General features: G+C 65.8%; 16 protein-coding genes. 6 read left to right on the plus strand and 10 right to left on the minus strand.

The features are described 5' to 3' along the window. Positions 1-82: 82 nt before the first annotated feature. Positions 83-703 carry an OB-fold-containig protein gene (locus C8J25_RS05395; protein WP_107952945.1) on the plus strand — a complete coding sequence of 207 codons (621 nt, stop codon included), beginning with the start codon at positions 83-85 and terminating at the stop codon, positions 701-703. 25 nt (positions 704-728) lie between these two features. Next, positions 729-2,477, plus strand: a complete 1,749-nt coding sequence (locus tag C8J25_RS05400; RefSeq protein WP_107952948.1) for a flotillin family protein — start codon at positions 729-731, stop codon at positions 2,475-2,477. Between the two features lie 439 nt (positions 2,478-2,916). On the opposite strand, the gene C8J25_RS05405 is transcribed toward C8J25_RS05400, so the two are convergent. The 6 genes from C8J25_RS05405 to C8J25_RS05430 form a co-directional block, all read right to left on the minus strand. Then, positions 2,917-5,451, minus strand: a complete 2,535-nt coding sequence (locus C8J25_RS05405) for a glycoside hydrolase family 31 protein (RefSeq protein WP_107952950.1) — start codon at positions 5,449-5,451, stop codon at positions 2,917-2,919. Further along, positions 5,448-6,980: a tryptophan halogenase family protein gene (locus C8J25_RS05410; RefSeq protein WP_244186799.1), complete on the minus strand. Its 1,533-nt coding sequence runs from the start codon at positions 6,978-6,980 to the stop codon at positions 5,448-5,450. The genes C8J25_RS05405 and C8J25_RS05410 overlap by 4 nt, the downstream gene beginning before the upstream one ends. Further along, on the minus strand, positions 6,977-8,590 hold the full coding sequence (locus C8J25_RS05415; protein WP_107952952.1) for an alpha-amylase family glycosyl hydrolase: 1,614 nt from the start codon (positions 8,588-8,590) through the stop codon (positions 6,977-6,979). The genes C8J25_RS05410 and C8J25_RS05415 overlap by 4 nt, the downstream gene beginning before the upstream one ends. Continuing rightward, positions 8,590-10,392 carry an alpha-amylase family glycosyl hydrolase gene (locus C8J25_RS05420; RefSeq protein ID WP_107952955.1) on the minus strand — a complete coding sequence of 601 codons (1,803 nt, stop codon included), beginning with the start codon at positions 10,390-10,392 and terminating at the stop codon, positions 8,590-8,592. Before C8J25_RS05420 ends, C8J25_RS05415 begins: the two co-directional genes overlap by 1 nt. Then, the gene (locus C8J25_RS05425; protein ID WP_107952957.1) at positions 10,389-11,903 is read right to left on the minus strand and encodes a tryptophan halogenase family protein; all 1,515 of its coding nucleotides are present in this window, start codon (positions 11,901-11,903) and stop codon (positions 10,389-10,391) included. The genes C8J25_RS05420 and C8J25_RS05425 overlap by 4 nt, the downstream gene beginning before the upstream one ends. An 83-nt stretch (positions 11,904-11,986) precedes the next feature. Then, positions 11,987-14,938 (minus strand): TonB-dependent receptor, encoded by a 2,952-nt coding sequence (locus C8J25_RS05430; RefSeq protein WP_244186800.1) that lies wholly within the window; start codon positions 14,936-14,938, stop codon positions 11,987-11,989. 212 nt (positions 14,939-15,150) lie between these two features. On the opposite strand from C8J25_RS05430, the gene C8J25_RS05435 reads away from it, so the two are divergent. Then, positions 15,151-16,173, plus strand: coding sequence for a LacI family DNA-binding transcriptional regulator (locus C8J25_RS05435; RefSeq protein WP_208622520.1), 1,023 nt, complete (start codon positions 15,151-15,153; stop codon positions 16,171-16,173). 240 nt (positions 16,174-16,413) lie between these two features. Here C8J25_RS05435 and C8J25_RS05440 read toward each other — a convergent pair whose 3' ends face one another. Beyond that, positions 16,414-17,094 (minus strand): DUF6445 family protein, encoded by a 681-nt coding sequence (locus tag C8J25_RS05440; RefSeq protein ID WP_244186801.1) that lies wholly within the window; start codon positions 17,092-17,094, stop codon positions 16,414-16,416. Positions 17,095-17,140: 46 nt separating this feature from the next. Here C8J25_RS05440 and C8J25_RS05445 point away from each other — a divergent pair, with 46 nt between their 5' ends. Continuing rightward, positions 17,141-18,730 (plus strand): MFS transporter, encoded by a 1,590-nt coding sequence (locus C8J25_RS05445; protein ID WP_107952960.1) that lies wholly within the window; start codon positions 17,141-17,143, stop codon positions 18,728-18,730. Between the two features lie 36 nt (positions 18,731-18,766). Here the strand turns inward: C8J25_RS05445 and C8J25_RS05450 are convergent, their stop codons facing one another. Further along, a complete protein-coding gene (locus tag C8J25_RS05450) occupies positions 18,767-19,570 on the minus strand; it encodes an AraC family transcriptional regulator (RefSeq protein ID WP_107952962.1) in 804 nt (267 codons plus the stop codon). Positions 19,571-19,716: 146 nt separating this feature from the next. Between C8J25_RS05450 and C8J25_RS05455 the strand changes: the two genes are divergently transcribed. Both C8J25_RS05455 and C8J25_RS05460 read left to right on the plus strand, forming a co-directional pair. Continuing rightward, positions 19,717-20,409: an O-methyltransferase gene (locus C8J25_RS05455; RefSeq protein WP_107952964.1), complete on the plus strand. Its 693-nt coding sequence runs from the start codon at positions 19,717-19,719 to the stop codon at positions 20,407-20,409. A gap of 68 nt (positions 20,410-20,477) precedes the next feature. Then, on the plus strand, positions 20,478-21,146 hold the full coding sequence (locus tag C8J25_RS05460) for a siderophore-interacting protein (RefSeq protein WP_167397665.1): 669 nt from the start codon (positions 20,478-20,480) through the stop codon (positions 21,144-21,146). Positions 21,147-21,234: 88 nt separating this feature from the next. On the opposite strand, the gene C8J25_RS05465 is transcribed toward C8J25_RS05460, so the two are convergent. Together C8J25_RS05465 and C8J25_RS05470 are read right to left on the minus strand one after the other, a co-directional pair. Continuing rightward, positions 21,235-22,431 carry a sensor histidine kinase gene (locus C8J25_RS05465; protein WP_107952968.1) on the minus strand — a complete coding sequence of 399 codons (1,197 nt, stop codon included), beginning with the start codon at positions 22,429-22,431 and terminating at the stop codon, positions 21,235-21,237. Beyond that, positions 22,421-23,653, minus strand: a complete 1,233-nt coding sequence (locus C8J25_RS05470) for a sigma-54-dependent transcriptional regulator (protein WP_107952970.1) — start codon at positions 23,651-23,653, stop codon at positions 22,421-22,423. Before C8J25_RS05470 ends, C8J25_RS05465 begins: the two co-directional genes overlap by 11 nt. Positions 23,654-23,747 lie beyond the last annotated feature (94 nt).

Raw genomic sequence — 23,747 nt, forward strand, 5'->3', positions numbered from 1 at the left:
GGCGTCTCGTAACGAAGCGTTGTCGCCTGTCCGTTACCCGTTCGCCGATGCAGAACCAGAGTCCTCACCGGCGCCACGGCCTATGTTCGCGATATTCCTGACGCCGGCTTACGCGACGTTCGCGATCGCGTTCGTCGTGATGATCGGGATCGGGCTGATCGAGGCGATCGGTCTTGGGCTCGGTCATCTCGATCTCCACGCTGACGTCCATGCCGAAGCGGATGGCGGCAGCGTGCTCGACTGGCTCGGGCTCGGCCATGAACTGCCGATCCTGATCTGGCTGACCTCGTTGCTTGGCTGCTTCACGCTGGCCGGGATCGCCATCCAGCAGGGCGCGACCGCGCTGGCCGGCGCCCCGCTGCACTGGGGCCTCGCCTCGGGTGGTGCATTGATCGCCGGTAGCCTACTCAACACGCTCGCCGCCAACGGCCTCGCCCGGATCATGCCCGGCTTCGAGACCAGCGTGATCTCGACCGACGACTTCCTCCGCCGCCGCGGTACGATCCTCGAAGGCACCGCCCGCCGCGGATCGCCCGCCCGCGCGAAAATCGTCGACCAGCACGGCCAGGCGCATTTCATCATGGTCGAGCCGCATGACGACACCGACGCGATCGCCACCGGCGAGACCGCGCTGATCGTCCGCCGCGACGGCAAACTCTTCTACGCATTGCCCGAGGCCAACGCGCTTCTGCGGTCGATCTAACCAACGCATAACCGGGGAGGGTTTCATGCCCGCACAGCTTCTGAACGTCCTGATCTACGCCGGCATCGTGCTGTTCGCACTGGTCGTGATCGGCATCATCCTGACCCGGCTATATCGCCGCGCGACCAAGGACGTGGCGCTGATCCGCACCGGCTTCGGCGGCGAGAAGGTCGTGCTCAACGGCGGCATCATGGTGATCCCGGTGTTGCACGAACTGATGCAGGTCCGCCTGACCACCGTGAAGCTGGAGGTGTCGCGCCTCAACAAGGACGCGCTGATCACGCTCGACAAGCTGCGTGTCGACGTCGTCGGGCTGTTCCATATCAAGGTGAAACCCGACGCGGAGTCGATCGCCGCCGCCGCGCAGACGCTCGGCGATTCGGTCAATAGCCCCGATGCGGTGAAGTCGCTGCTCGACGGCAAGCTCGTCTCCGCGCTGCGCTCGGTCGCCGCGACGATGACGATGGAGCACCTCCACGCCAACCGCGCCGACTTCATCCAGAAGGTGCAGGAGGCGCTGATGACCGATCTGGACATGAACGGCTTCCAGCTCGAGTCGGTCAGCATCACGCATTTCGACCAGACCGCGTTCGAGCATTTCAACGAGAACAACGCATTCGATGCCGAGGGGCTGACCGTGCTCACGCGGACGATCGAGGAGCGCAAGAAGATCCGCAACGACATCGTCGCCACCAACCGTGTCGAGATCGAGCAGCGTAACCTCGACGCGAACAACCAGTCGCTCGAGATCGCGCAGGCGGCCGAACAGGCTCGCCTGACGCAGGAACAGACGCTGTCCGCCCGCCGCGCCGAGCAGGCGACCGCGATCGCAACCGCCGAGGCCGAGCAGACCCGTCTCGCCGAGATCGCACGCATCACCGCCAGCCAGGCGCAGACGGTCGCGCAGACCGAAGCCGACAAGGTGATCCAGACCGCCACGATCGCGCGCGACGGCGCGATCCAGACCGCGACGATCGAGCGCGACCGCACCATCGAGATCGCCCGCATCACGACCGCGGTGCAGACCGCGCAGAAATCCGAGGAGGAGTCGACCGCTACCGCCGCAGCGAACGAGGCCCGCGCGCTCGCCGTCCGCGCCGAGGAAAGCGTTGCCACCGCCAAGGCAACCGAGATCGCCAACCGCAACAAGAATGTTGCGGTGATCGCCGCCACCCAGCGCGCGCAGGAAGAGGCCGTCGGCATAACCGTCGCCGCGACCGCCGAGAAGGAAGCGGCAGAGGCTCGCGCCAGTGCCCTGCGCACCGAGGCGACCGCCGAAGCCGATGCCGAGAAGGCCCGGGCGGAAGGGCGCGAGGCGGCGTTCAAGGTCGACGCGGCAGGTCAGGCATCGCTCAACGAGGCGACCAACCTGCTTAGCGACTCGCAGACCGCGCTGCTGATCCGCCGCGCGATGCTCGAAGCGCTGCCCGCGATCATCGCTGCCGCGAGCAAGCCGATGGAGAACATTGACAAGATCAGCATCCTCGATGCTAGAGGGCTACACGGCGACGGCGACGGCGACGGCGGCAGCGATGGCGCGTCCGGCGGCGGCCAAGGCAACCTCGCCGATGCTGCGGTCGCGGCGGCGATGCGCTACCGCGTCGGCGGCCCGCTCATCGATGGCCTGATGGCGGAACTCGGCATGACCGGTAGTTCGTTGAACGGCATGCTCGCCGGGAGCAGCGCGGATGCGGCGCCAGCCCGCGCTTCCGTTACCGATGCCCACAAACATCCCGCTGCACTCAACGGCGGATCAGGCAACCCGCCGGCCTGATCGGGTAGGTGCAGTCGCAAGATCCCACGAAATCGATCTATGCGCCGCTAGGTTCGGCAATGTATCTGCGAGCACGAGAATTCTTGGGCGAGGCTGCATATCCAATTTGAACGCCGTCCCCGCTAACCGCGTGCTTAAGCTATCGTTCGCTGACGACTACGGTCCACCGAGCGTCGATTACTCGACCTATGGGTCGCTCGACTAGGCGGCTACCGGGTAATCTTCCCGATCCGGCTCGCCGCCACGACATAGTCTGGCGGTCGAGCGAGCATATCGTACGAGCCGTCGAGCGTGCCTACCCCCCGGCGGACAATGAGATCGTCGTGACGTTTTCAAAGGTCGCTACCGGCTGCTGGCGTTATCGATGTGTGGAACGTCGAAAACTTCGATTCCCACTTCCCCGACACGCCGGCCGTTCACAGCGAACTGCTAATCGAAATTACCGCAGCGAAATGGTTTTCGGCCCTTGTCCAATCGCCACCTGCCGTCCGTCCAAGTGTACCGCGCCGGCAATATTCATTTGTGGAATGACCAACGTCGATGTTCCGGCGGCCGAGTCTTGAACGATGTTGGTCTGCTTACCCTTTACCCTGGCGGTGCTGGCACCATCCCAACCATGGACGGTGATCGCGATGGTCTTCCACCATGGCTTGAAGCTACCCTCGGGCGTGGCGAAGTCGATCGACAGGCCGGTCGGCGTGATCGTGCAGCGCACCGTTTGGCGGAAATAGCCGCGGCGCGTGTACGCCAGCGTGCGGCCGTCGTCCTCGTAAAGCGTCCCCGTGCAGTCCGCGCCGGGATAGACGTCGAGCCGCAGCGGACCGTTCGGGGTTTCGCTCGTGCTCTGGACCAAGGGCTGGCGGGGCAGGATCGTCCCGGCGCGGACGAACACGGGCAGGCGATCGAGGCGCGGCGTTTCTGTCACGCGGTCGCCGAGCGTGCGTGCGGTCGGCACGGCTTGCGTCGCCGACTGGATCGGGCCGGCGGCGGCGGGCTCGGGCGTGCCGACGCGCTGGCCGGTCCAGTAATCATACCAGCTGCCCGCGGGCAGGCACACGTCGTAGGTCTGCGGCGACTCCGGCTTGGGCGGCGGCGCGATCAGCAGCGACTTGCCGAGGGTGAACGCCATCGACTGGTCGCATGACGCAGTCGCGGCGGCGGGATAATCGTAGAACACCGGCCGCATGATCGGATCGCCGAACCGCGCGTTCTGATCCGCCAGCGCGTAGAAATACGGCATCAGGCCATAGCGCTCCTCGATGAAGCGGCGGCGGATCGCGAGATGGTCGGGGCCGTCGACCCAGGGCTCGACGCGGGGCGTGCCGGTCGCCGAATGATTGCGGAACACCGGCGTGAACGCGCCGATCTCGGTCCAGCGCGTGAGCAAATCGGGGCTCGGGCCACCGGCGAACCCGCTGACGTCGGCGGCGCTGTAGCCGAAGCCCGACAGGCCGAGGTTGATGATCTGCTGCACCGACAGCTTCAGGTGATCCCAGGTCGCGCTGTTGTCGCCGGTCCAGGTGACCGCATAACGCTGCCCGCCGGCATAGCTCGCGCGCGTCATCACGAACGGGCGCTCGTCGGGGCGCAGCTTGAGCAGACCGTCATACGTGGCGCGCGTGTTGAGCATGCCGTAGACGTTGTGCGCTTCGCGGTGATCGGTGATGCGGGCCACAAAATCGTCGCTGTCGATGCGGTGGCGGGTGTCGAGCGGCATCGTCTTGGTCGGGGTCTCGAAGATCGCCGGCTCGTTCATGTCGTTCCAGAACCCTGCGATCCCGGCGTCTAGGAAGCCCTTATACTGCTCGCCCCACCAGGTCCGCGCGGCGGTCTTGGTGAAGTCCGGGAATACCGACGGGCCGGGCCAGACCGGCGCGACATACGGGCTGCCATCGGCGTTCTTGATGAACGCGTCGGCCTTCATCCCGCTCTGGTAGGGCGCATAGCCCTGTTCGACCGCGGCGATGTGAAGGTCGGTGATCGCGACCAGCTTGATCCCGTCCGCCTTCATCTCGGTGGCGAGCTTGGGCAGGTCCGGGAAAGTCTTGGCGTCGGTGGTGAAGGGGCGGTTGCGATCTTGATAGCCGATGTCGAGCCAGATGACGTCGGTCGGTACGCGATCGCTGCGCAGGCGCGCGGCGATCTGGCGGACCTCGTCGGCGCTGCCATAGCTGTAGCGCGACTGCTGGTAACCGAGCGCCCATTTCGGGGCGAGTGGGGCGTGGCCGGTCAGGTCGGCGTAGCGGCGCGTGACCTCGGCCATCGATGGTCCGGCGATGAAGTAATAGTCGATCGGGCCGTCGGGGCCGCCGAACGAGAGCGTCTCGGCATCGCGGTGGCCGAAGTCGAACCAGGTGCGGAACGTGTTGTCGAGCAGGATGCCGTAGCTGCCGCCCGCACCGCCGGTGCCGATGAAGAAGGGTATCGATTTGTAGATCGGGTCGTCCGCGCTGCTGAACCCGAACGCGTCGGTGTTCCAGTCGACGAAGCCGTGCCCGCGCCGGTCGAGCCCTTGGGTCTTGTCGCCCAAGCCGTAGAAATGCTCGGCGATTGGCAGAGTCTTGGAGATCGCGAATGCCTTGCCGTCGGTCGCGACGGGCGCGGCATCGGCGGAGATGACCTTTCCGTCGAGCGTCTCGAAGGTGATCGCGCCGCCGGCACCGACACGCACGCGGACGCTGGCGGTGGTGAAGCCGTCCGGGGCGGCGGTGACGGCGATCTTATGGTGGCGGATTGCGGCGAGGACGGCCCAGCTGGCGTCCTCCGGGAACACGCCGTTCTTGGCGACGCGGACGCGGATAAGACCGTCGGTCATCGCGGTGATCCGCGTGGTGGTCGTGCCGACATGGACGTCGATACCGTCGCTCCGTGGAGTCAATGTGCGCGCGGGTGCGGCGGCCGCTGCGGGCGTCTGCGCGTAGACGGGGACGCTGCACACGCCGGTGGCAGCGAGCAGGAGGGCTAGGCGTTTCATACGGTATCCTTGTGGTCCGCTAAGTCGCGGAGGCGAGAGGCGTGCGACCCGAAATTCGATGCGCAACGGGTCAGGAAATTGTCGATCTTTGGCAGGTCGATGGGATCGATATCGGCGCCGGGCGGGCTGAGCCGCGCGGCATTGGGGAAGGTGCCGTAGCCCGCGAACAGGCAGTGCCAGCTGATCGCGGAATAATAGCGGCCGAGCCCGGCGCGATCGATCGCCGCGACCATGTCGCCGCCGGTGAACCAGGTCGACATCAACATCTTCAGGTCGTCGGATAGCGCTTCGACTCTCCGCGCTTCTGCCCAATAGCCGGTCGGGTCGTCGTGGCGCTGGTTGAGCCGGTAATGCGCGACGATGTAATCACGGACGCCGTCATAACGCGCGGCGATCCGCGTGTTGAACGCGGCCCGGACCGCTTCGGTCGCGCCGCCCTGGTCGACCATGTCGAGGAACGCTTCGACGGTGGCGATGACGAGATGCAGCGCGGTCGCCTCGAGTGGCTCGAGGAATCCTTGTGCCAGCCCGACCGCGAGTGCGTTGTGCGACCAGCTGTCGCGAACCCGGCCAACGCGCATCTTGAGGTGGCGCGCTTCGCCGGCGTCGGTGCCGATGTGTGCGCGCAACTCTGCTTCTGCCTGAGCTTCGGTCAGGTGGCGGCTGGAGTAGACGTAACCGTTGCCGTTTCGGCTGGTCAGCGGGATGTGCCACGCCCAGCCGGCCGACAGCGCGGTCGCGCGCGTCTGGCTGGGGATCGGCGCGCCGGGGGGATGCGCGGTAGGCATCACCACCGCGCGGTCGTTAAACAGTGCGTCGGCATAGCTGACGAACGGCACGTCCAGCGCACTGAAGATCGTGCTCCGGAACCCGCTAGCGTCGATGAAGAAGTCGCCGGCGATACGCTCGCCATCGGTATCGATCAGTGCGGTGATTTCGCCGGTCGAGGCACGCTCGACGCTGGCGATCCGGCGCTGGAGATGGACGACGCCCAGCATCTCGGTCGCATGCGTGGCGAGGAACGCACCGACCTTGTACGCGTCGAAGTGATAGCCGTAGCTGACCTCGAACGGGAAATTCGCGGCGGGCTGCGGCGCGCGGTTCTGAGCAGCGAGGCGGGCAGGGAGCAGGAACTGGTCGGGGTGCGCCTCGACGTCGCGACCGGTCCGCCTTGCCCGCGTGTTGTAGAAGAACTGCGGCGCGGCGTGGCCGTCGAGCTCGGTAGGGAAGGGGTGGAAATACTGGTCATACCCCTCGCGGTCCGACCAGCCCTCGAAGCCGATCCCGAGCTTGTAGGTCGCGTCGCACGCCGGCATCCAGTCGGCTCCGGCGATACCGAGCGTGTCGAAGAAGTGCTTCAACTGCGGCGTCGATCCTTCGCCGACGCCGACGATGCCGATCTCCGGGCTCTCGACCAAGGTCACGCGGACGGCGCGATCCCGCCAGCGATGCGCGATGAGGCACGCGGTCATCCATCCGGCGGTGCCCCCGCCGAGGATGACGATATGCTGGCCGAGCCCGTCGATCACCGCCGGAGCACCAGCCCGGACAGCGGCGGCAGCGTCGTCGTGTCGGCGCCGTCAGTCGCGAACAGCATATTGCCGTCGGTCGCGATGCCGGCCGGCCAGCCGCGCCCTTCGCCGCCGAGATTGAACACGCAGAGCAGCGTCTCGTCGTCGGATTCTCGCTCGAAAGCGATCACAGCATCGTCGCTGTGCACGATCCGCAGGCTCCCCAGCCGTAACGCCGGATGCGCCTTACGCGCGGCGATCAGTGCCCGCGTCCAATGCAGCAGGGATGTCGCGTCCGCTTCCTGCGCGTCGACCGCGATCGCGCGGTGATCCTCGCCGAACGGGAGCCAAGGCTCGGTGCTGCCGAACCCGAGATCGGGCGCCGCGCCGATCCACGGCATCGGCGTACGTGCGCCGTCTCGCGACAAGGTCAGCGGCCAGTTCGCGATCGCTTCCGGGTCGAGCAGGTCGTCGAACGCGATGTCGACCTGCGTCAGGCCCAGCTCCTCGCCCTGATACAGGAAGATGTTGCCGCGCAACGCGACGAGCAGCAGGATCTTCATCCGCGCGAACGCCTCGCGCTGGTCGGGCGTGGTCCAGCGCGACACCGCGCGCGGCGCGTCGTGGTTCTCGAACGCCCAGCTCGGCCAACCCAGACCCGGCGTATCGGGCCAGTTGCCGACCGCATCGACGATCAGCTCGGGCGTCAGCCGGTCCGCGTACAGGAAGTCGAAGCCGTAGGCGCTGTTGAGCCGACCGTTACCGCCGGTGAACAGCTTCATCTCGCGGTCGCTGTCGTCGCCGCCGACTTCCGCCACGGTGAACCCGGCGCCGTATTCGTCGAGCAGCGCGCGGATTCGCTCGATGAAGCCGACGATGTCCGGATGGCTCTGGTTGTGCAGCTTCTGCTGGAAATCGAATGACCGTGTGCGTGCGCGATTGGTCGCAGGCGCGGGCGGATTGTCGGTCAGCGCCGGGTCGTGCATCGCGAAGTTGATCGCATCGAGGCGGAAGCCATCGACGCCGCGGTCGAGCCAGAACCGCGCCGTCGCGATCAATTCGTCCTGCACCGCGGGATTATGCCCGTTGAGCTGCGGCTGGTCCTTGAGGAAATTGTGCATGTAATATTGCCCGCGCCGCGCATCCCAGGTCCAGGCGGGGCCGCCGAACACCGACTGCCAGTTCGACGGCGGCGTGCCGTCGGGCTTGGCGTCGGCCCACACGTACCAGTCCGCCTTGTCGCTGCTGCGCGACGCGCGGCTCCGGCGAAACCACTCATGCTCTTCCGAGGTGTGCGAATAGACCTGATCGATGATGATCTTGAGCCCCAGCGCATGCGCGCGTGCGATCAGCGCGTCGAAATCGGCGAGCGTGCCGAAGATCGGATCGACGTCGCGGTAATCCGACACGTCGTAGCCGAAATCCTTCATCGGCGAGGTGAAGAACGGCGACAACCACACCGCGTCGACACCGAGGCTGGCGACATAATCGAGATGCGCGGTGATGCCCGGCAGGTCGCCGATCCCGTCGTCGTTCGAGTCCGCGAAACTACGGGGATAGATCTGGTAGATCGTCGCGCCCTTCCACCACGGAAGGTCGGCGGCGGCTTCAGGCAATCGTGCAGGCATCAACGGGTCTCCGCGGCGCAAACGGCATAGCCGAACGCTGGCAGGGTTAGTGTGACACTGCCGGGGGCGGCAGCGCGTGGCGCGCATGTGCCGGCGAGCGTAGTGAAGCGGTTGGAAACGGTCTCGACCTGTACCGCCTGCGTGATCGGCTTGGCCGACGTGTTGAACGCGAGCAGGGTTTCCGCACCCGTCGTCGGATCGAAGCGCGAGACGGCGAGCAGTCCCGGCGTTTCGCTCCGGCTGCGAATGACCGTCCGGCCCCGCGTGAGAGCCGGATGCCCAACGCGAACCTTGGAAAGCTCCGCGATCTGGCGTAACAACGGATTGGTCTCGCCAAAGCTCTCGGTCGCGGTCGTCTTGGTCGTGCCGAGCAGGCGATTGTCGTTATAGATCGCGACCTTCGACGCGAACATGTCCTCGCGTGCGTCCTGGTCGTTGCCGTCGCCGACGAAGCCCTGTTCGTCGCCCGAATAGATCGTCGGCACGCCGCGCAACGTCAGCAGCATCGCGTTCGACAGCAGCACGCGCTTCAGAACCTCCTCGTCGGACGCCTGCGGGAACGCCTTCCGCACGAACGTCGCGAAACGCCCGTCATCGTGGTTGCCGGTAAAGGTCGGCAGGATCGCCGCGGTGTCGGCGCCCTTCGCATACAGCACGTCGCCGTCGAACAAGGCCTCGAACGCATCGGTGCCACGCGTGCCCGCGACCGTCTCGACCACCGCCTGGCGGAACGCGAAGTCTAGCACCGCGGGCAGCTTGTCGACGATCGTATGCTGCGCGAGCACCGCAGGGCGAATCTCGTGATCCGAGACCTCGCCGAAGATGTGGAAGTTCGGGATGCCGTTCGCCTGCGCCCGCGTGAGCATCGCGGGCACGAACTGCTCCCAGAATTCGGGGTTCACGTGGCGCGCGGTATCGATGCGGAAGCCGTCGACCTTGAACCGGTCGATCCACGATCCGAAGATGTCGATCATGCCAGACACGACGCGCGGGTTCTCCGTCATCACGTCGTCGAGCCCCGAGAAATCGCCCATCGTCGAGCTCTCGTTCATGAACGTCGTGTCGCCGCGATTATGGTAATAGATCGGGTCGTTGAGCCACGCCGGCACCTTTACGGTGCGCTCGGCGGCGGGCACGTAAGGCGTGTAAGCGTAGGTCGTGTCGGTCAGCTTGGCGAAGTTCGCCGCAGTCTGAACGCCGTCGCCGACGAACCCCGGATTGATAGCCTTGCCGCCGACGCCGCCTTTCCGCTGGTACGGATACGTCGCGCGGTCGCGGTACGGGCAGGGCATGCCGACCGCGCATTCGCGGTACTGGATCACGTCGGCTGTGTGGTTGATGATGATGTCCATATACACCTTCATCCCGCGCGCGTGGGCGGCATCGACGAAGGCGGTCATGTCGGCGTTGGTGCCGAGATGCGGATCGACCTGCGTGAAGTCGGTGATCCAGTATCCGTGATAGCCCGCGGACTCGTGGCCGGGCGACCCCTGCACCGCCTTGTTCTTGAAGATCGGCCCGAGCCAGATCGCGGTCGCGCCGAGATGCTGGATGTAATCGAGCCGCTTGGTCAGGCCCTTCAGGTCGCCGCCGTGATAGAAGCCCTTCGCGGTCGGATCATAGCCGGTCTTGAGGCGATCGCCGGCGATCCCGCCGCGATCGTTGCTCGGGTCGGCGTTCTCGAACCGGTCGGGCAGGACGAAATAGATCACTTCGTCCTGCGGCGCACGCGCGCGGTAGTCGGCGGGCGGCACGGCGGCCGCGCCGGACAGCGCGAGCAGGATGGCGGCGGCAATGCTCATGCGCCGAGCCCTGCCGGTGACGCGCAATGCTGCGCAACGAACGCCGCGTGGTCCTGCATCTGGCCCGCTTCGCGCGCGTTCAGCTTGTCGATCGTGTCCATGAATTCCCCCAGGTCGCTCGTCGATATCGCGTCGGCCAGCGGGTGGTGGCCCGCCGGCATGATGCCTTGTCCCGCCAACACTTGAAGCCAGCCGACTTCGGTGAACAGCTCCTCATGCTCGCGGACGATGTGTCCGTTGCCGCGCCACAGGTCGATCTTTGCGGCGAGCGTGTCGGGGACGGCTATGTCGCGGCACTGGCGCCAGAACGGCGTGTCGTCGCGCGCCGTCGCCTTGTAGTGGAGGATGATGAAGTCGCGGATGCGTTCGTATTCGAAGTCGCTCTGGCGGTTGAACTCGGTGCGATCAGCGTCGGCGACGACGCGGCCGGGCAGCAGCTTGAGCAATCGCGAGATTGCCGACTGGATCAGGTGGATGCTGGTGGATTCGAGCGGCTCCATGAACCCGGCGGCGAGCCCGAGCGCGACGACGTTGCGGTTCCACATCCGCTTGCGGCGGCCGGTGCGGAATGCGATCGTCCGCGGATCGGCCATCACCGGCGTGTCGAGACCGGCGAGCAACGTGGCGGTCGCCTCGTCCTCGCTCATGTGCGCGCTGGAGAAGACGACGCCGTTGCCGGTGCGATGCTGTAACGGGATCCGCCACTGCCAGCCAGCGGTATGCGCGGTCGAACGCGTGTACGGCGTGAACGCCTCGCTTCGCGCCGACGGCACCGCGATGGCGCGGTCGCACGGCAGCCAGTGCGTCCAGTCCTCGTACCCGGTGCCGAGCGCTTCCTCGATCAGCAGCCCGCGAAAGCCGCTGCAGTCGATATACAGGTCGGCGGCGACGGTGGTGCCGTTCTCCAGCACGAGACCGGAGACATCGCCGCTCTCGCCGTCGCGGGTGACGCGGACGATCTTGCCCTCGATCCGGTTGACGCCGCGCGTTTCCGAATAGCGCCGCAGGTAGCGCGCGTAGAGCCCCGCATCGAAATGATAGGCGTACGGCATCGACGGCAGCGTGCGCGCGGTACGGGCAGGACCACGCTGCATCCGCTCGGCGAGCGCCGCATGCGTGTTGAGCGAATAGGCACCAAGATCGCCGGCGAGTCCTAGCGACCGCGCGCGCAGCCAATATTGGTGGAACGGCAGCAAGCCGACATCGCGACCGACATCGCCGAACGCATGCATGTAGCGATGGCCCGGCTTGAACCAGTCGACGAACTCGATGCCGAGCTTGAACGTGCCGCCGGTCGCGCGGAGGAACGCGTCTTCGTCTAGGCCGAGCGCATCGTTGAACAAATGGATCTGCGGGATCGTCGCTTCGCCGACCCCGACCGTGCCGATAGCGTCGGACTCGATCAGGTCGATCTCGTATCCCGTCTCCAGGAACCGCGCGAAGGTCGCCGCCGCCATCCAGCCGGCGGTGCCGCCACCGGCGATCACGATACGCAAAGGGTGATTAACCATCGTCCGCGTCCCCGCTTCGAAACCGTCAGGTGCCGCCACAGCGGGGCAAATGCGGGGCGGCGTCAACCGCCCCGCCATCGACATCAGAACTTGTACGTGATGCCGACATAGTAGTCGCGGCCATAGCGCTGATAGTCGATCACCTGGCGCGGATCGTCGTTCTGGTAGGTCACGAACGGCCGGTCGGTCAGGTTCTTCGCCTGCGCCAGGATCGCGAAGTTCGCGAGCGGACCGCTCTGGAACTCATACCCGATCTGCGCATCCAGGATGCCCTCGGACCGCGCCGTGCGATAAGTCGGGTTGGCCGACAGGCCAGCGACTTCGGCGAGGAAGCTGGAGCGATAGCGATAGTTCGCGCGCGCCTGGAAGCCCCATTTCTCGAAGTAGATCGTGCCGCTGCCGGTCCATTTGGACAGGCCGGGCAGGGTGATCGCCTCGGTCGGGTTGCTGCCGTACTTGATCGTCGACTGGGTGTAGTTGCCGCTCGCGAAGATGCCGAAGCCGTCGAGCGCGGACGTGATAGCCTTGAACGGCAGCGACACCGTACCCTCGACGCCCAGCACTTCGCCGCGACCGGTGTTGGCGGGCGACGACACGTTGCCGATCGTCTGTCCGGCGGCGATCACCTGCGCCTGCTGCGCCGCGGTCAGCGCCGGCAGCAACGCCGAGAAGTCGTAGGGCAGCGAATTGTTCGGATCGACGAAGTCGGTGAGGTGCTTGAAATAGCCCGACAGCGCGACATAGCCGCCACCGTTGAAATACTTCTCGAACGACAGATCGATGTTGGTCGACTGATATGGCTTCAGGTTGACGTTGCCGCCGGTCGACGTGAACACCGGGAACAGGCCGGCGGGCGTCTGGCCGATGTTGGTCAGGTTGATCGCGACGTCCTGCGTGACGCGTTCCTGGTCGAGACGCGGACGCACCATCGTCTGCGAGGCGCCGACCTTGACGAAGCCCAGCGGGATCAGTTCGACCGACATCGTCGCCGAGGGCAGGAAGTTGGTGTATTTCAGCGACTGGGTCACCGGTGCGATCGTCACCGCGCCGCCGACGACGCTGGCGATCTGGCCGGTCGAGCTCTGGTCCGAATGCACCACCTGCGCACCGATCGAGCCCTTGAGCGGCTTGTCGCCGACCAGGCCGTCGATCGTGACCTTGGCATAGCCGGTCCAGACCTTCTCGAGCACGACATTGTCGCGCACCAGCGCGGACGGACGGCCATCGAACGCCGCGTTAAGCGAATTATTGTAGAGATACAGCGGATCGAGCGTCAGCATCTGCGGGATGCCGAGATAATCGAGCGCCACGTTCTTGCCGAGCAATGCCTCGCTCGGCACGTTGCCGCTCAGCGGCGAACCGCTCGCCACGGTGCAGTTGGTGCCACCGCCGGTCGGGCAGAGGAAGTACGACGTGTAGGCGCTGGTCTTCTTGCGCTGGCTGTAGTTGCCGCCGGCTTCCCAGCCCTTGACGACGCTGTCGGAGAACTCGCCGTTGAGGCTGGCGCGGAGCGACTTCAGATCGTCCTTGAAGCTCGGCCGGTTGAGGAAGCCCGACTGGACGACCTGCTGCGTGCCGTTGTTGCCCCACCCTTGCGGATCGGTCAGCTTGAAGATGTCGGTGTTGGTGTAATCCAGCGTCGGCGAGAAGGTGTAGGTGCCGTTGCCGTTCTGCTTGACGGTGACGGTATCGGCGACGCCGCTCTTGGCGAACCCGGTACCGGTGTTGGTCTCGAGCAGGAAGTCGGTGCGCTTCGCTCGGCTCCAGCTTGCGTCGACGTTCAGGTGAATCGTCTCGGTCAGCTTGAGGTCGTTGTTCCAGCCGAGCGAGAAATTGTCCGCCTTGCGCTGGTTATAGTCGTTGCGCTGCACCGCGAAGACGTTGCCGAACGTCGCGCCAGTCGCGAAGCCGTCGGCAACGGTCACCCCGGTCGCCGTCGTTCCGCCAGCCGTACCGGCGCTCGCGAGCTGCCCTGCGAGCGGGAACTCGATGCCGCGCAGGATCTGCGTTTCCTCGAAGTGCGAATACAGCGCGTCGAACGTCGAATGGAAGCTGTCGGACGGCTGCCACTCGATCGTCGCGACGCCGCCGTAGCGCTTCAGCTCGTTCGACTGGACGTACGGCTTGGCGCCGTTGAGCAGGAACGGGCTGGCCGCGGTGCCGGCGCCGCTATAGCCCCACGCGTTGTAGCGCTCGTCCTGCGACGGCGTCTGCGTCGCCGACACGCCGATCGCGATGCCGAGCGTGTCGTTGGCGAACTTATCCACATAGGTCGCCGACGCGCGATAGCCGTAGCGATCGCCATCCGGGTTCAGCTTGTCGATGCCGTTCATCTGCGCCCGCGCGCTGACCGCGATGATCCGGTGCGCCTGGTCGAGCGGACGCAGCATGCGCAGGTCGACGGTGCCGGCGACGCCGGCGGCGATCAGTGACGCGTCGGCCGACTTGTAGACGTTGACGGTCTTGAAGAATTCCGACGGGTATTGGTCGAACTCGACGCCGCGGTTGTCGCCGGTCGTCACCTGTTCGCGGCCGTTGAGCAGCGTGGTCGAGAAATCGGGGCCGAGGCCGCGGATCGACAGGCGCTGGTCGCGGCCTTCGAGGCGCTGCGCGGTCACGCCGGGCAGGCGAGCGAGCGAGTCCGCGATAGACACGTCGGGCAGCTTGCCGACGTCTTCGGCCGAGATCGAGTCGACGATCAGGACCGACTGGCGCTTGATCTTGGCGGAGGATTCCAGGCCGGCGCGGATACCGGTGACGACGATCTCGTCACCGCCAGCGGCATCTTCCTGGGTTGTGGGCGGCACGGCATCGGCGGGCTGGGGCGTCGGCGCGGCGACGGTCGGCACCGCGTCGACCTGTGCTGGTGCGGTCGAATTGGCATTCGCGGTGCCGGGCGTCGCTTGCGCGAACGCAGCCTGGCCTGGCAGCATCAGAGCAGCGGCGAGCGCGGTCGCGCTGACGTGCAGTGCGAGGCGGCTATGCGCGGAAATGCCGGACGCGACGCGCAGGCGGCACGGAATAGACTGGCTCATGAAATCCCCTTCAGGCGAGAATAATCCCGCGCATCCTCAATTGCTTGTTTTGGTATCCCCGACGTCGTGCTGACGCGTCGGGTGTCGCAACACGGCTATATTTCGGGTGGGGGCGTTGCAAAAGGGACGGGCATACGTATTCACTGTTTCATGCAAACCGTGTCTCTTCAGGACCACGCCCGCCCACAGTGGCGCGGGCAAGGGCGCTGACGATGGGTCGCCGCCCGACATCGTTCGACATCGCGCAACTCGCCGGCGTATCGCAGCCGACCGTGTCGCGGGCGTTGCGCGGATCGAAGTCGGTCAATGCGCAGACCCGCCAGCGGATCGAGGCGATCGCGCGCAGCCTGCACTACGCGGTCGACAAGCACGCGTCGTCGCTGCGCAGTCAGTCGGCGAACACGCTGGCACTGCTGTTCTTCGAGGAACCGGCCGAGGACGAATCGACGATCAACCCGTTCTTCCTGTCGATGCTGGGCTCGATCACGCACGCTTGCGCCCGCGCCGGCTACGACCTGTTGATCTCGTTCCAGCAATTGTCGGGCGACTGGCACGTCGACTACCAGGACAGCCGCAAGGCCGACGGTATCATCCTGCTCGGCTACGGCGATTACGAAGCCTACCGGGCGCGTCTCGATCACCTGACCGAACAGGGAACCAAGGTGGTGCGCTGGGGTGCGGTCGGTACGGGGCCTGCGGGGATCACGGTCGGCTCGGACAACCGCGGCGGCGGGGAGGCGGCGACCGCACATCTGATCGCGCGGGGTAGGCGGCGGATCGCGTTCCTGGGCGCCGCGGACGGGCGGTATCCCGAACTGGAGGACCGGTATCGGGGATATCTCGACGCGTTGGCGGCTGCGGGGCTGACGGCGGACCACGCGTTGCAGGTCGATGCGATCACCACCGAAGACGCTGGACAGGACGCGATCGTCGAACTCGCGCGACGCGGCGCCGACTATGACGCGATCTTCGCGGCGAGCGACAGCATCGCGATCGGCGCCATGCGCGCGCTGGCGGCCGCGGGGCGATCGATCCCGGACGACGTCGCGATCGTCGGCTTCGACGATATCGCGTCCGCGCAACTCACCAACCCGCCGCTGACGACCGTGACGCAGGACGCGCGCCGGGCAGGGGAGGCGCTGGTAAGGTCGCTGCTGGCGAAACTGCGCGGCGAAGTCTCCGACGACCCGCCCTTGCCGACCCGACTGGTGATCCGCGCGAGCAGCGGGGCGTAGCGACGACAGGTCTATGCCGCGACGGCGTGGTAGCCCCACAGGTGACGGGTGGGGGGCACGAAACAGCCGTAACGCCGACCATCACCACCTCCCCGGCGAAGGCCGGGGTCCAGTTGGGAAACGGCGCTGATGAAGACGGCGATCCCAGACCCAGTGCTTTCCAACTGGGCCCCGGCCTCCGCCGGGGAGGTGCGGGTGTTGGAATGAAGCGGACTCACTATCCCATCGCGCAGGCTTGGCTCAGTCGTCGAACAGGAACAGATTGAGCGTTAGCCGCCCGGCCAGCGGGTCCGTGCTGAGCGTCACCTCGGGCGGCAGATACCCACAGTGCAGCGTATTCCCCGCATAGACGAGCGCTCGGTTAAAGCGCGCTGGCTGGACCGCGATGCGTTCGTACAATGCCGTGTCATCGGCGATGTAGGACGCCTCGGGCATGCCGTGCGCCTGCACGCCCGCTTCCAGCTCCGCCCTGAACCGATCGAGCCTCGACGCATCGACGGTCTCGAACGCCGTCGATCGCTGGCGGTAGAACGCAGTGCCACCTTGTTCGCCATGGCCGAGGAATAGCAGCACGGCGATCCGCCCCCGCTCGACGCCGTCGAAATGCGGCAATCGCTGGATTGGCGCGAGATCGGCAGGCGCCGTGGTGACGAGCGAATAATAGGCCTCCGACACCGCCGGCGCCGGATCGAGCCCGAAATGCTTTGCCAATAACGGTGCGATCCGGCGTCGCATCGTCTCGGCGAGGCGCGGCGGCACCTCGGCGCGGACACCGGGATAATGCGGACCGATCGGTGCCATCCGCAGGCTCGCCGCATCCTCGCGCAGTGCGTCCGGGTCGGGCCAGAAATCGTCGATCACGATCAGCGGGCGCTGCTCCTCGCCCTGAAGGTGAAGCGTGGTTTTCGGCGGTTGGGTCATGCAGGCCTTCATGCGGCCGGGCGGCACGGCGGGGCAAGGTATTCGTATGCATAGTTGTTTTGCCCGTCGCTTGGGGTCAAGCCGGTTCGTCAGATCGCCACGCAAACAAGTGGCGACCGATCAGGAGAGCCGCGTTTTGACCGAGAAACCAGTCCAGGGCTTTGCCGGCCTGTGGAACATCAGCTTCGGCTTTTTCGGCATCCAGATCGGCTTCGCGCTGCAGAACGCCAATATGAGCCGGATCTTCCAGACGCTCGGCGGATCGCTCGACGACCTCTCCTATCTATGGATCGCGGCGCCGTTGACCGGACTGCTCGTCCAGCCGATCATCGGTCATTATAGCGATCGCACCTGGACGCGGTTCGGCCGCCGCCGTCCCTATTTCTTCGCTGGCGCCGTTCTCGCAGCACTCGCGCTGTTCGTGATGCCCGAGGCGAAGATGCTGTGGCTCGCCGCGCTGACACTCTGGGTGCTCGACGCCTCGATCAACGTCTCGATGGAGCCGTTTCGCGCGTTCGTCGGCGACATGCTGCGCAAGGACCAGCATACCGCAGGCTACGCGCTCCAGACCGCCTTCATCGGTGCGGGCGCAGTGGTCGGCTCGATCTTTCCATTCGTGCTCGCGCATCTCGGAGTCTCCGGCAACGCGCTTGCGGGCGTTCCCGATACGGTGCGCTACAGCTTCTGGTTCGGGGGCGCGGCGTTGTTGCTGGCGGTACTCTGGACGGTCGGTAACACGCGCGAATACAGCCCGGCACAGATGGCGTCGTTCGCCGAGCACGACGGGGACGTAGCGCTGCCCGCTCCGACCCGCGCGGTCGCTAGCCGGAGTTTTGCGGCCAGCATCGCCTGGATCGTCGCTGGGATTGCGGTGATCGTTGCGGTCCCTGAACTCGCATTGCAGAAGGAAGTGTATTTGCTCGGCGGGCTGCTCGTCGCGTTCGGCGTTGCGAGCCTCGTCGCGATCGTCCTCGCGCGCGGCGGCAACACCGACAATGCGCTCAGCCAGATCGTCGGCGATTTCGGCGACATGCCCGATGTGATGAAGCGCCTCGCGCTCGTCCAGTTCTTCAGTTGGTCCGCGCTGTTCATCATGTGGATCTTCACCACGCCCGTCGTGGCCCAGTACATGTACGGCTCAAGCGATGCCACGAGCGCCGCCTACAATGCGGGCAGCGATTGGGTCGGTGTGCTGTTCGCAGTCTACAACGCCGTCGCCGCGCTGGTCGCGTTACTGATACTGCCACGGTTGGCCAGAAGGATCGGCCGGGTCAAAACGCATATCGCCTGCCTGCTGTGCGGCGCCGCGGGATTTGCGAGCTTCCTCATGGTGCGCGATCCAACGCTGCTGATCGTCAGCGAAGTCGGCGTCGGCATCGCCTGGGCGTCGATCCTCGCCATGCCCTACGCGATCCTCGCCTCCAGCCTGCCCCAGGCCAAGCTCGGCATCTACATGGGATTGTTCAACATCTTCATCGTCCTCCCGCAGTTGCTGGTCGCCACGCTGATGGGGTCGGTGCTGAAGGCGTTCTTCCCGACCGAACCGATCTGGACGATGGCATTCGCTGCCGTCGTGATGATTCTCGCAGCCCTCGCGATGCTGCGGGTCCCCGAAATCACCGACAAGTTTGCCTGAGGCGAGAAGCAGCAAACTGGCACTGTCGCTAAGGCGTCAGCGCGAGTGGCGTTCTGCCATGTAGCGTCCAGGCGAGGTACCAAGCGCCTTGCGGAACATCGTCACGAAGCTGGGCACGCTTTCATAGCCCAGGTCGCTGGTCACTTGCTGGATCGAGGCGCCGCCAGCCAGCCACTTCACGGCGAGTACGACCCCGAGTTGTTGCCGCCATCGACCAAAGCTCATTCCCGTCTCGCGCTTGATCAGCCGCAACAGCGTACGTTCGCTCAGACCAGCATGTCGCGCCCAGATCTCCAACGTTCCTCGGTTCGCCGGGGACGCTATCATCGCGTCCGCAATGCTGCGCAGCCGTGGATCGATCGGCATCGGCAGATGGAGATTCTCGACCCGAGCCACGGCGAGTTCGTCGAGCAGCACCGCCACCAGCCGCGTGTTCGCACTGCCTTCCTCATAGAAATAGGGGAGATGCGCGGCGCGGGTCAGCAGCTCGCGCAGCAAGGGGGTCACCGACACTGCGCAGCAGGTCTTCGGCAATCGCGCGTCCACTGCGGGATCGACGAACGCGTTATACCCTTCGAGTGCGCCGGTCGCCTTGATCGCGTGCAGCGCACCGCCGGGGATCCAGATGGCGCTGCGCGGCGGCACGACCCACAACCCGCCTTCCACTTCGCAACTGAGCGCGCCGCGCTGGACCAGCAGCATCTGTCCCTTGGCGTGACGATGAGGTTCTAGCTCAAACCCGCCAACATCAGACATTTCAGCTCCGAACGCGACGATCGGGCGCGGCACGACATCTGGATCGACCCATTCGAAATCCTGCAACGCGTTCAGGATTGGCATAGGCGACGATCCTGGAAAAGACCCGTACTGGCGACATCACATAACATTATGTCGGTCCTTCGTAATGACGCCAAAGTTGTGCCCGGCTATCCGATCGCCATCGCCCCGTCGAGCCATTCCGGCTTTGGGCATCGGCAAGGATCATCATGAACACGCTGAGCAGCCCCCGCCTCGCCGACCTTCTGGAAAGACTGCACGGCGAAGCCGACGCGGCCGACCGCGAACACGTCGAGGCGATGCAGGCGAAAATCGCGGCATCGGGCGCATCGATCGAGGCGCTGGTGATGGACCTTCTGGCGGATGAGCGTGCGGACTATCGCGCGACCTATCGCAACCGCGCGGACAATTTCCTTGCCGTGTCGCCGGAGTATGGTCGGTTCCTCTACGCGATCGCGCGGTCCTGCAAAGCGACCCGGATCGTCGAGTTCGGGACGTCTATGGGAATTTCGACGCTCTATCTTGCTGCCGCGCTGCGCGACAATGGCGGCCGCCATCTGATCGGCAGCGAGATGGAGGTCAGCAAGGTGGCGCGGGCTCGTGCCAATCTGCAAGCGGCCGGCCTCGCCGACCTTGTCGATATCCGCGCTGGCGATGCCCTGGAGACGCTGAAGGATGTCGGCGGCACAGTCGATCTAATGTTGGTGGACGGCGCGTTCTCGCTGTATCTTTCGGTGCTCAAGACGATCGAGCCGTGGCTGAAGCCTGGCGCCGTGGTCCTGGGGGAAAATGCGTTCGAGCCGGGATATCTGGCGTATGTCCGCAATCCCGCCAACGGCTACATGTCGCTGGCCTTGCCGGACGAAGGTCGCGGCAACGAATTTTCCGTGAAATTGTCATGATGGAAACGCAGGCTACCGAGCGGACGAAAGAACCAGGCCGGTTGAGCAGAGCGGTGACGCGGCTGTGGATGAAGCCCGCGACCGTCGTCGCCAACGAACGATTGGCGGATCGCTTTCATCTGATCACTCTGGAGGGCGATGCGCTCAAGACCGTGACGTGGCGGCCGGGACAGAAGGTGCAGATCGCGATGGGCTCGGCATTCGTGACCCGGACGTACACGCCGATCGAATGGAACGCGTCAGCGGGGCGTGTGTGCATTCTGGGCTATGCCCATGGCGACGGACCTGGGAGCAATTGGGTCCGCACCGCGGCGCCGGGCGAAGTATGCGACGTCTTCGGTCCGCGCGCGTCGCTGGACATTGGCGGTCTGTCTGGGGCGCTTGTCATCCTTGGGGACGAAACCTCGATCGGACTTGCTTATGCGGCTACCTTTCAAGACCCGACGCGGCATGTAACAGCATGTTTCGAAGTCGCAGACGACGTTGGTGCTCGGCAGGTGATGGCCAGTCTGGATCTCGAGCGCGTTACGCTGATCACACGGCGCCTAGATGGTGGGCACGTCGCTGAGCTCGAAGCATCGCTCTCCAACGCAGTTGCGCTTGGATCCACCTTCGTGCTCACGGGAAAGGCCGCAACGATCCAAGTGCTTCGGCAGGGCTTGCGACGAAGATCGGTTCCGACGACGCGGCTCGTTGCCAAGGCGTATTGGGCGCCTGGTAAAACAGGCCTGGACTGAGCTTGCAGAGCCGCCTTCCGAAGCCTGCAAGGTATGATCGCAAAATCCAAGTTTCGCCATTCGAGCAAGGTTCAGGGTGATTGATTGTTCAGCTAGTCGGAACGGAAGGAACGGTGCCCTCGAACCGCGTGTTGCCGGGGAGAGAATGGGCGAGGCTGAGATCGCCGTTGTGCCCCCGGAAGATTTGCCGGGCGAGCGCCAGACCCACGCCCGTGCCCTCGGTCTTGGTGGTGAAGAAAGGTCGGAAGATGTCGACCTGGTTTGCGACGGGGATACCGGGGCCGGTGTCGGTCATCGTGAACTGCGTTTGGCCGACAAAGGCGGAGATGGTGAGCGTGACCCGCACGTCGGACGAACCGTGCAACGCCTCGGCTGCGTTCTGCAGCACCGCCCAGAGCGCCGCGGTCAATTGATCGGGGTCGGCCAGCAGATGGGCCGGTGCGTCCAGGAGGTCGGTCGTAAACGCGATCCTCGGCCATCTCGTCGCAAACAATGCCGCCAGATCGCTGACGAACCCGGCCAGAGGGATACGCTCCACCGAGGGGGCGGGCAGCTTCGCCAATGCACGGTAGCTTTCGCCGAACCGATGCAGACTAGCGGCGCGGCGCGCGACGGTCTCGACCGCGTCGCGTACCTTGGGCAGCATCGGGTCCGGATCGTCGAGCATCGCCACCGCGGTCTCGGCGAGCGAGGCGATCGGGGTGAGGGCGTTGACGATCTCGTGGCTCAAGACCTGGACGAGCTCGCGCAACGCCGCGGCCTCGGCGGCCTTCAGTTCGGCGTCGATGTCGATCAGCGCGCCGATCCGCGTCATCCGCCCTGCCAGCGCAAGGTCGCCGGTGGCCAGCGCGAAGCTCCGGATGTCGGCGTCGTGCCCGATCTCGATCGTGGCGGTGCGTCCGGGGCGGGTGTCCGCGAGTGCGGTGACGAGTCCCTGAGGCGGATCGACGACCAGATCGCCTGCGCCGAGCAATCGCCGCGCGGCACGGTTGACGGCGCGCAACCGGCCGTCGTCGAGCGCAACCAAGGGCGCAGGCGACAGATCGAGATAGGCGTTCAGACGGCGCCGTTCCTCTTCTCCGGCAGACGGGGCCGGGATTGGTGGCGCCGGCATCGGCGAGCGCTGACCAGCGTCGACCAGGTCGAGTGCGGCGATCCAGATCGCGATCATCGCGGCGAGCAGTGTGGTGGCGTACAGACCGCGTGTGGCTGCTACCGCACCACCGGCACCAGCCGCAGCTATCACCAGCGCGCGTCCGACCGCGCGCGTCCGGTCAGAGGCCATAGCGCGCCATCCGGCGATAGAGCGCCGCGCGGGTTAGTCCGAGCTGTGCGGCGGCGCGGCTGACGTTGAAGGCGTGGCGCTCGAGTGCCGCGGTGATCAGCGTTTCCTCGTTGCGCGCGAGCGACAGATCGGGGGCGAGCGATTGCGGCTCGGCGCTATCGGGTGAACGCAGCAGGTCGCCGATCGCGTAAGTCTCGCCATTGCCGAGCAGAACCGCACGTTCCATCGTCTGGCGCAGGCCGCGGACGTTGTCGGGCCAGCGATCCGCCGCGATCGTCTGCGCCGTGTCTGCATCGAGTGGTCTGAGGGGCTTGCCGTGGCGGTAGGCGAACAGCGCAAGGAAATGGCGAGCGAGCAGCGCCGCATCGCCCGCGCGATCGACGAGCGGCGGGAGGGTGATTTCGATCGTTCCGACCCGGTCGAGCAGGTCTTCGCCGATCGCCCCCCGAACGCCGGTGCGATCCAGTCGCGCGGTCGCGATGACGCGGATGCCGTCGAGCGCTGACAGGAGAACGCCGTTGAGCGCACGAGGCAGGCGGTCGATATGGTCGATCACCAGCAACCCGCCAGCGGCTGCTGCCGTTTGCTGGGCGATGACGGCGGCGTCCGCGGCCTCGGCGTCCACCGTGATGAGCGGCAGGCTGGCGTGGGGCGAGGCCTGATGAACCAGTCGGGCGATCAGCGTCTTGCCGGTGCCCGCAGCGCCGTGGATCAGGATCGGGGCCGCGGTCGGCGCGACGCGAGCGACCAGGTCGCGGGCGCGTGCGATCCCGGCGCTTTCGCCGAGCAGGATGCCGTCATGGACGGGCGGTGTCGCCGCTGTCTCCAGCTTCGCGCGGCGCAGCGCCAACCCGCGTTCGACCGTGGTCAGCAGGCGCTCGTTGTTCCAGGGCTTGATCACGAAATCGGTCGCGCCGCTGCGCATCGCACGGACGGCGACCGCGATCCCGCTATGCCCGGTGACGACGATGACGACCGCCCGCGCGTCCGCTGCGATCAGCCGGTCGAGCATCGCGAACCCCTCCTCGCCGGTGGTCCGTCCTCGCGCGAAGTTGAGGTCGAGCAGGATGACGTCGATCGGTTCGCCGGCGAGCAGCACCCAGGCCGCCTCCGGGTTCGCTGCGGTCGAGACGCGCATGCCGTGCCGTTCGAGCAACAACCGTGCTGCTTTGGCGATGTCGGGATCGTCGTCGATGACCAGGATATGCGATTCGGTTGACATGGCCGTGATAGTGTCCGGAAACGGACAGTTGGTACAGTCGGGTGAGCGCTTCAGCTGCGTAGCGCGGAATTATCTAGCGTCGTCAGTAGCTTAG

The organism is Sphingomonas faeni, assembly GCF_003053745.1.
In the GTDB taxonomy this organism is placed as follows: domain Bacteria; phylum Pseudomonadota; class Alphaproteobacteria; order Sphingomonadales; family Sphingomonadaceae; genus Sphingomonas; species Sphingomonas faeni.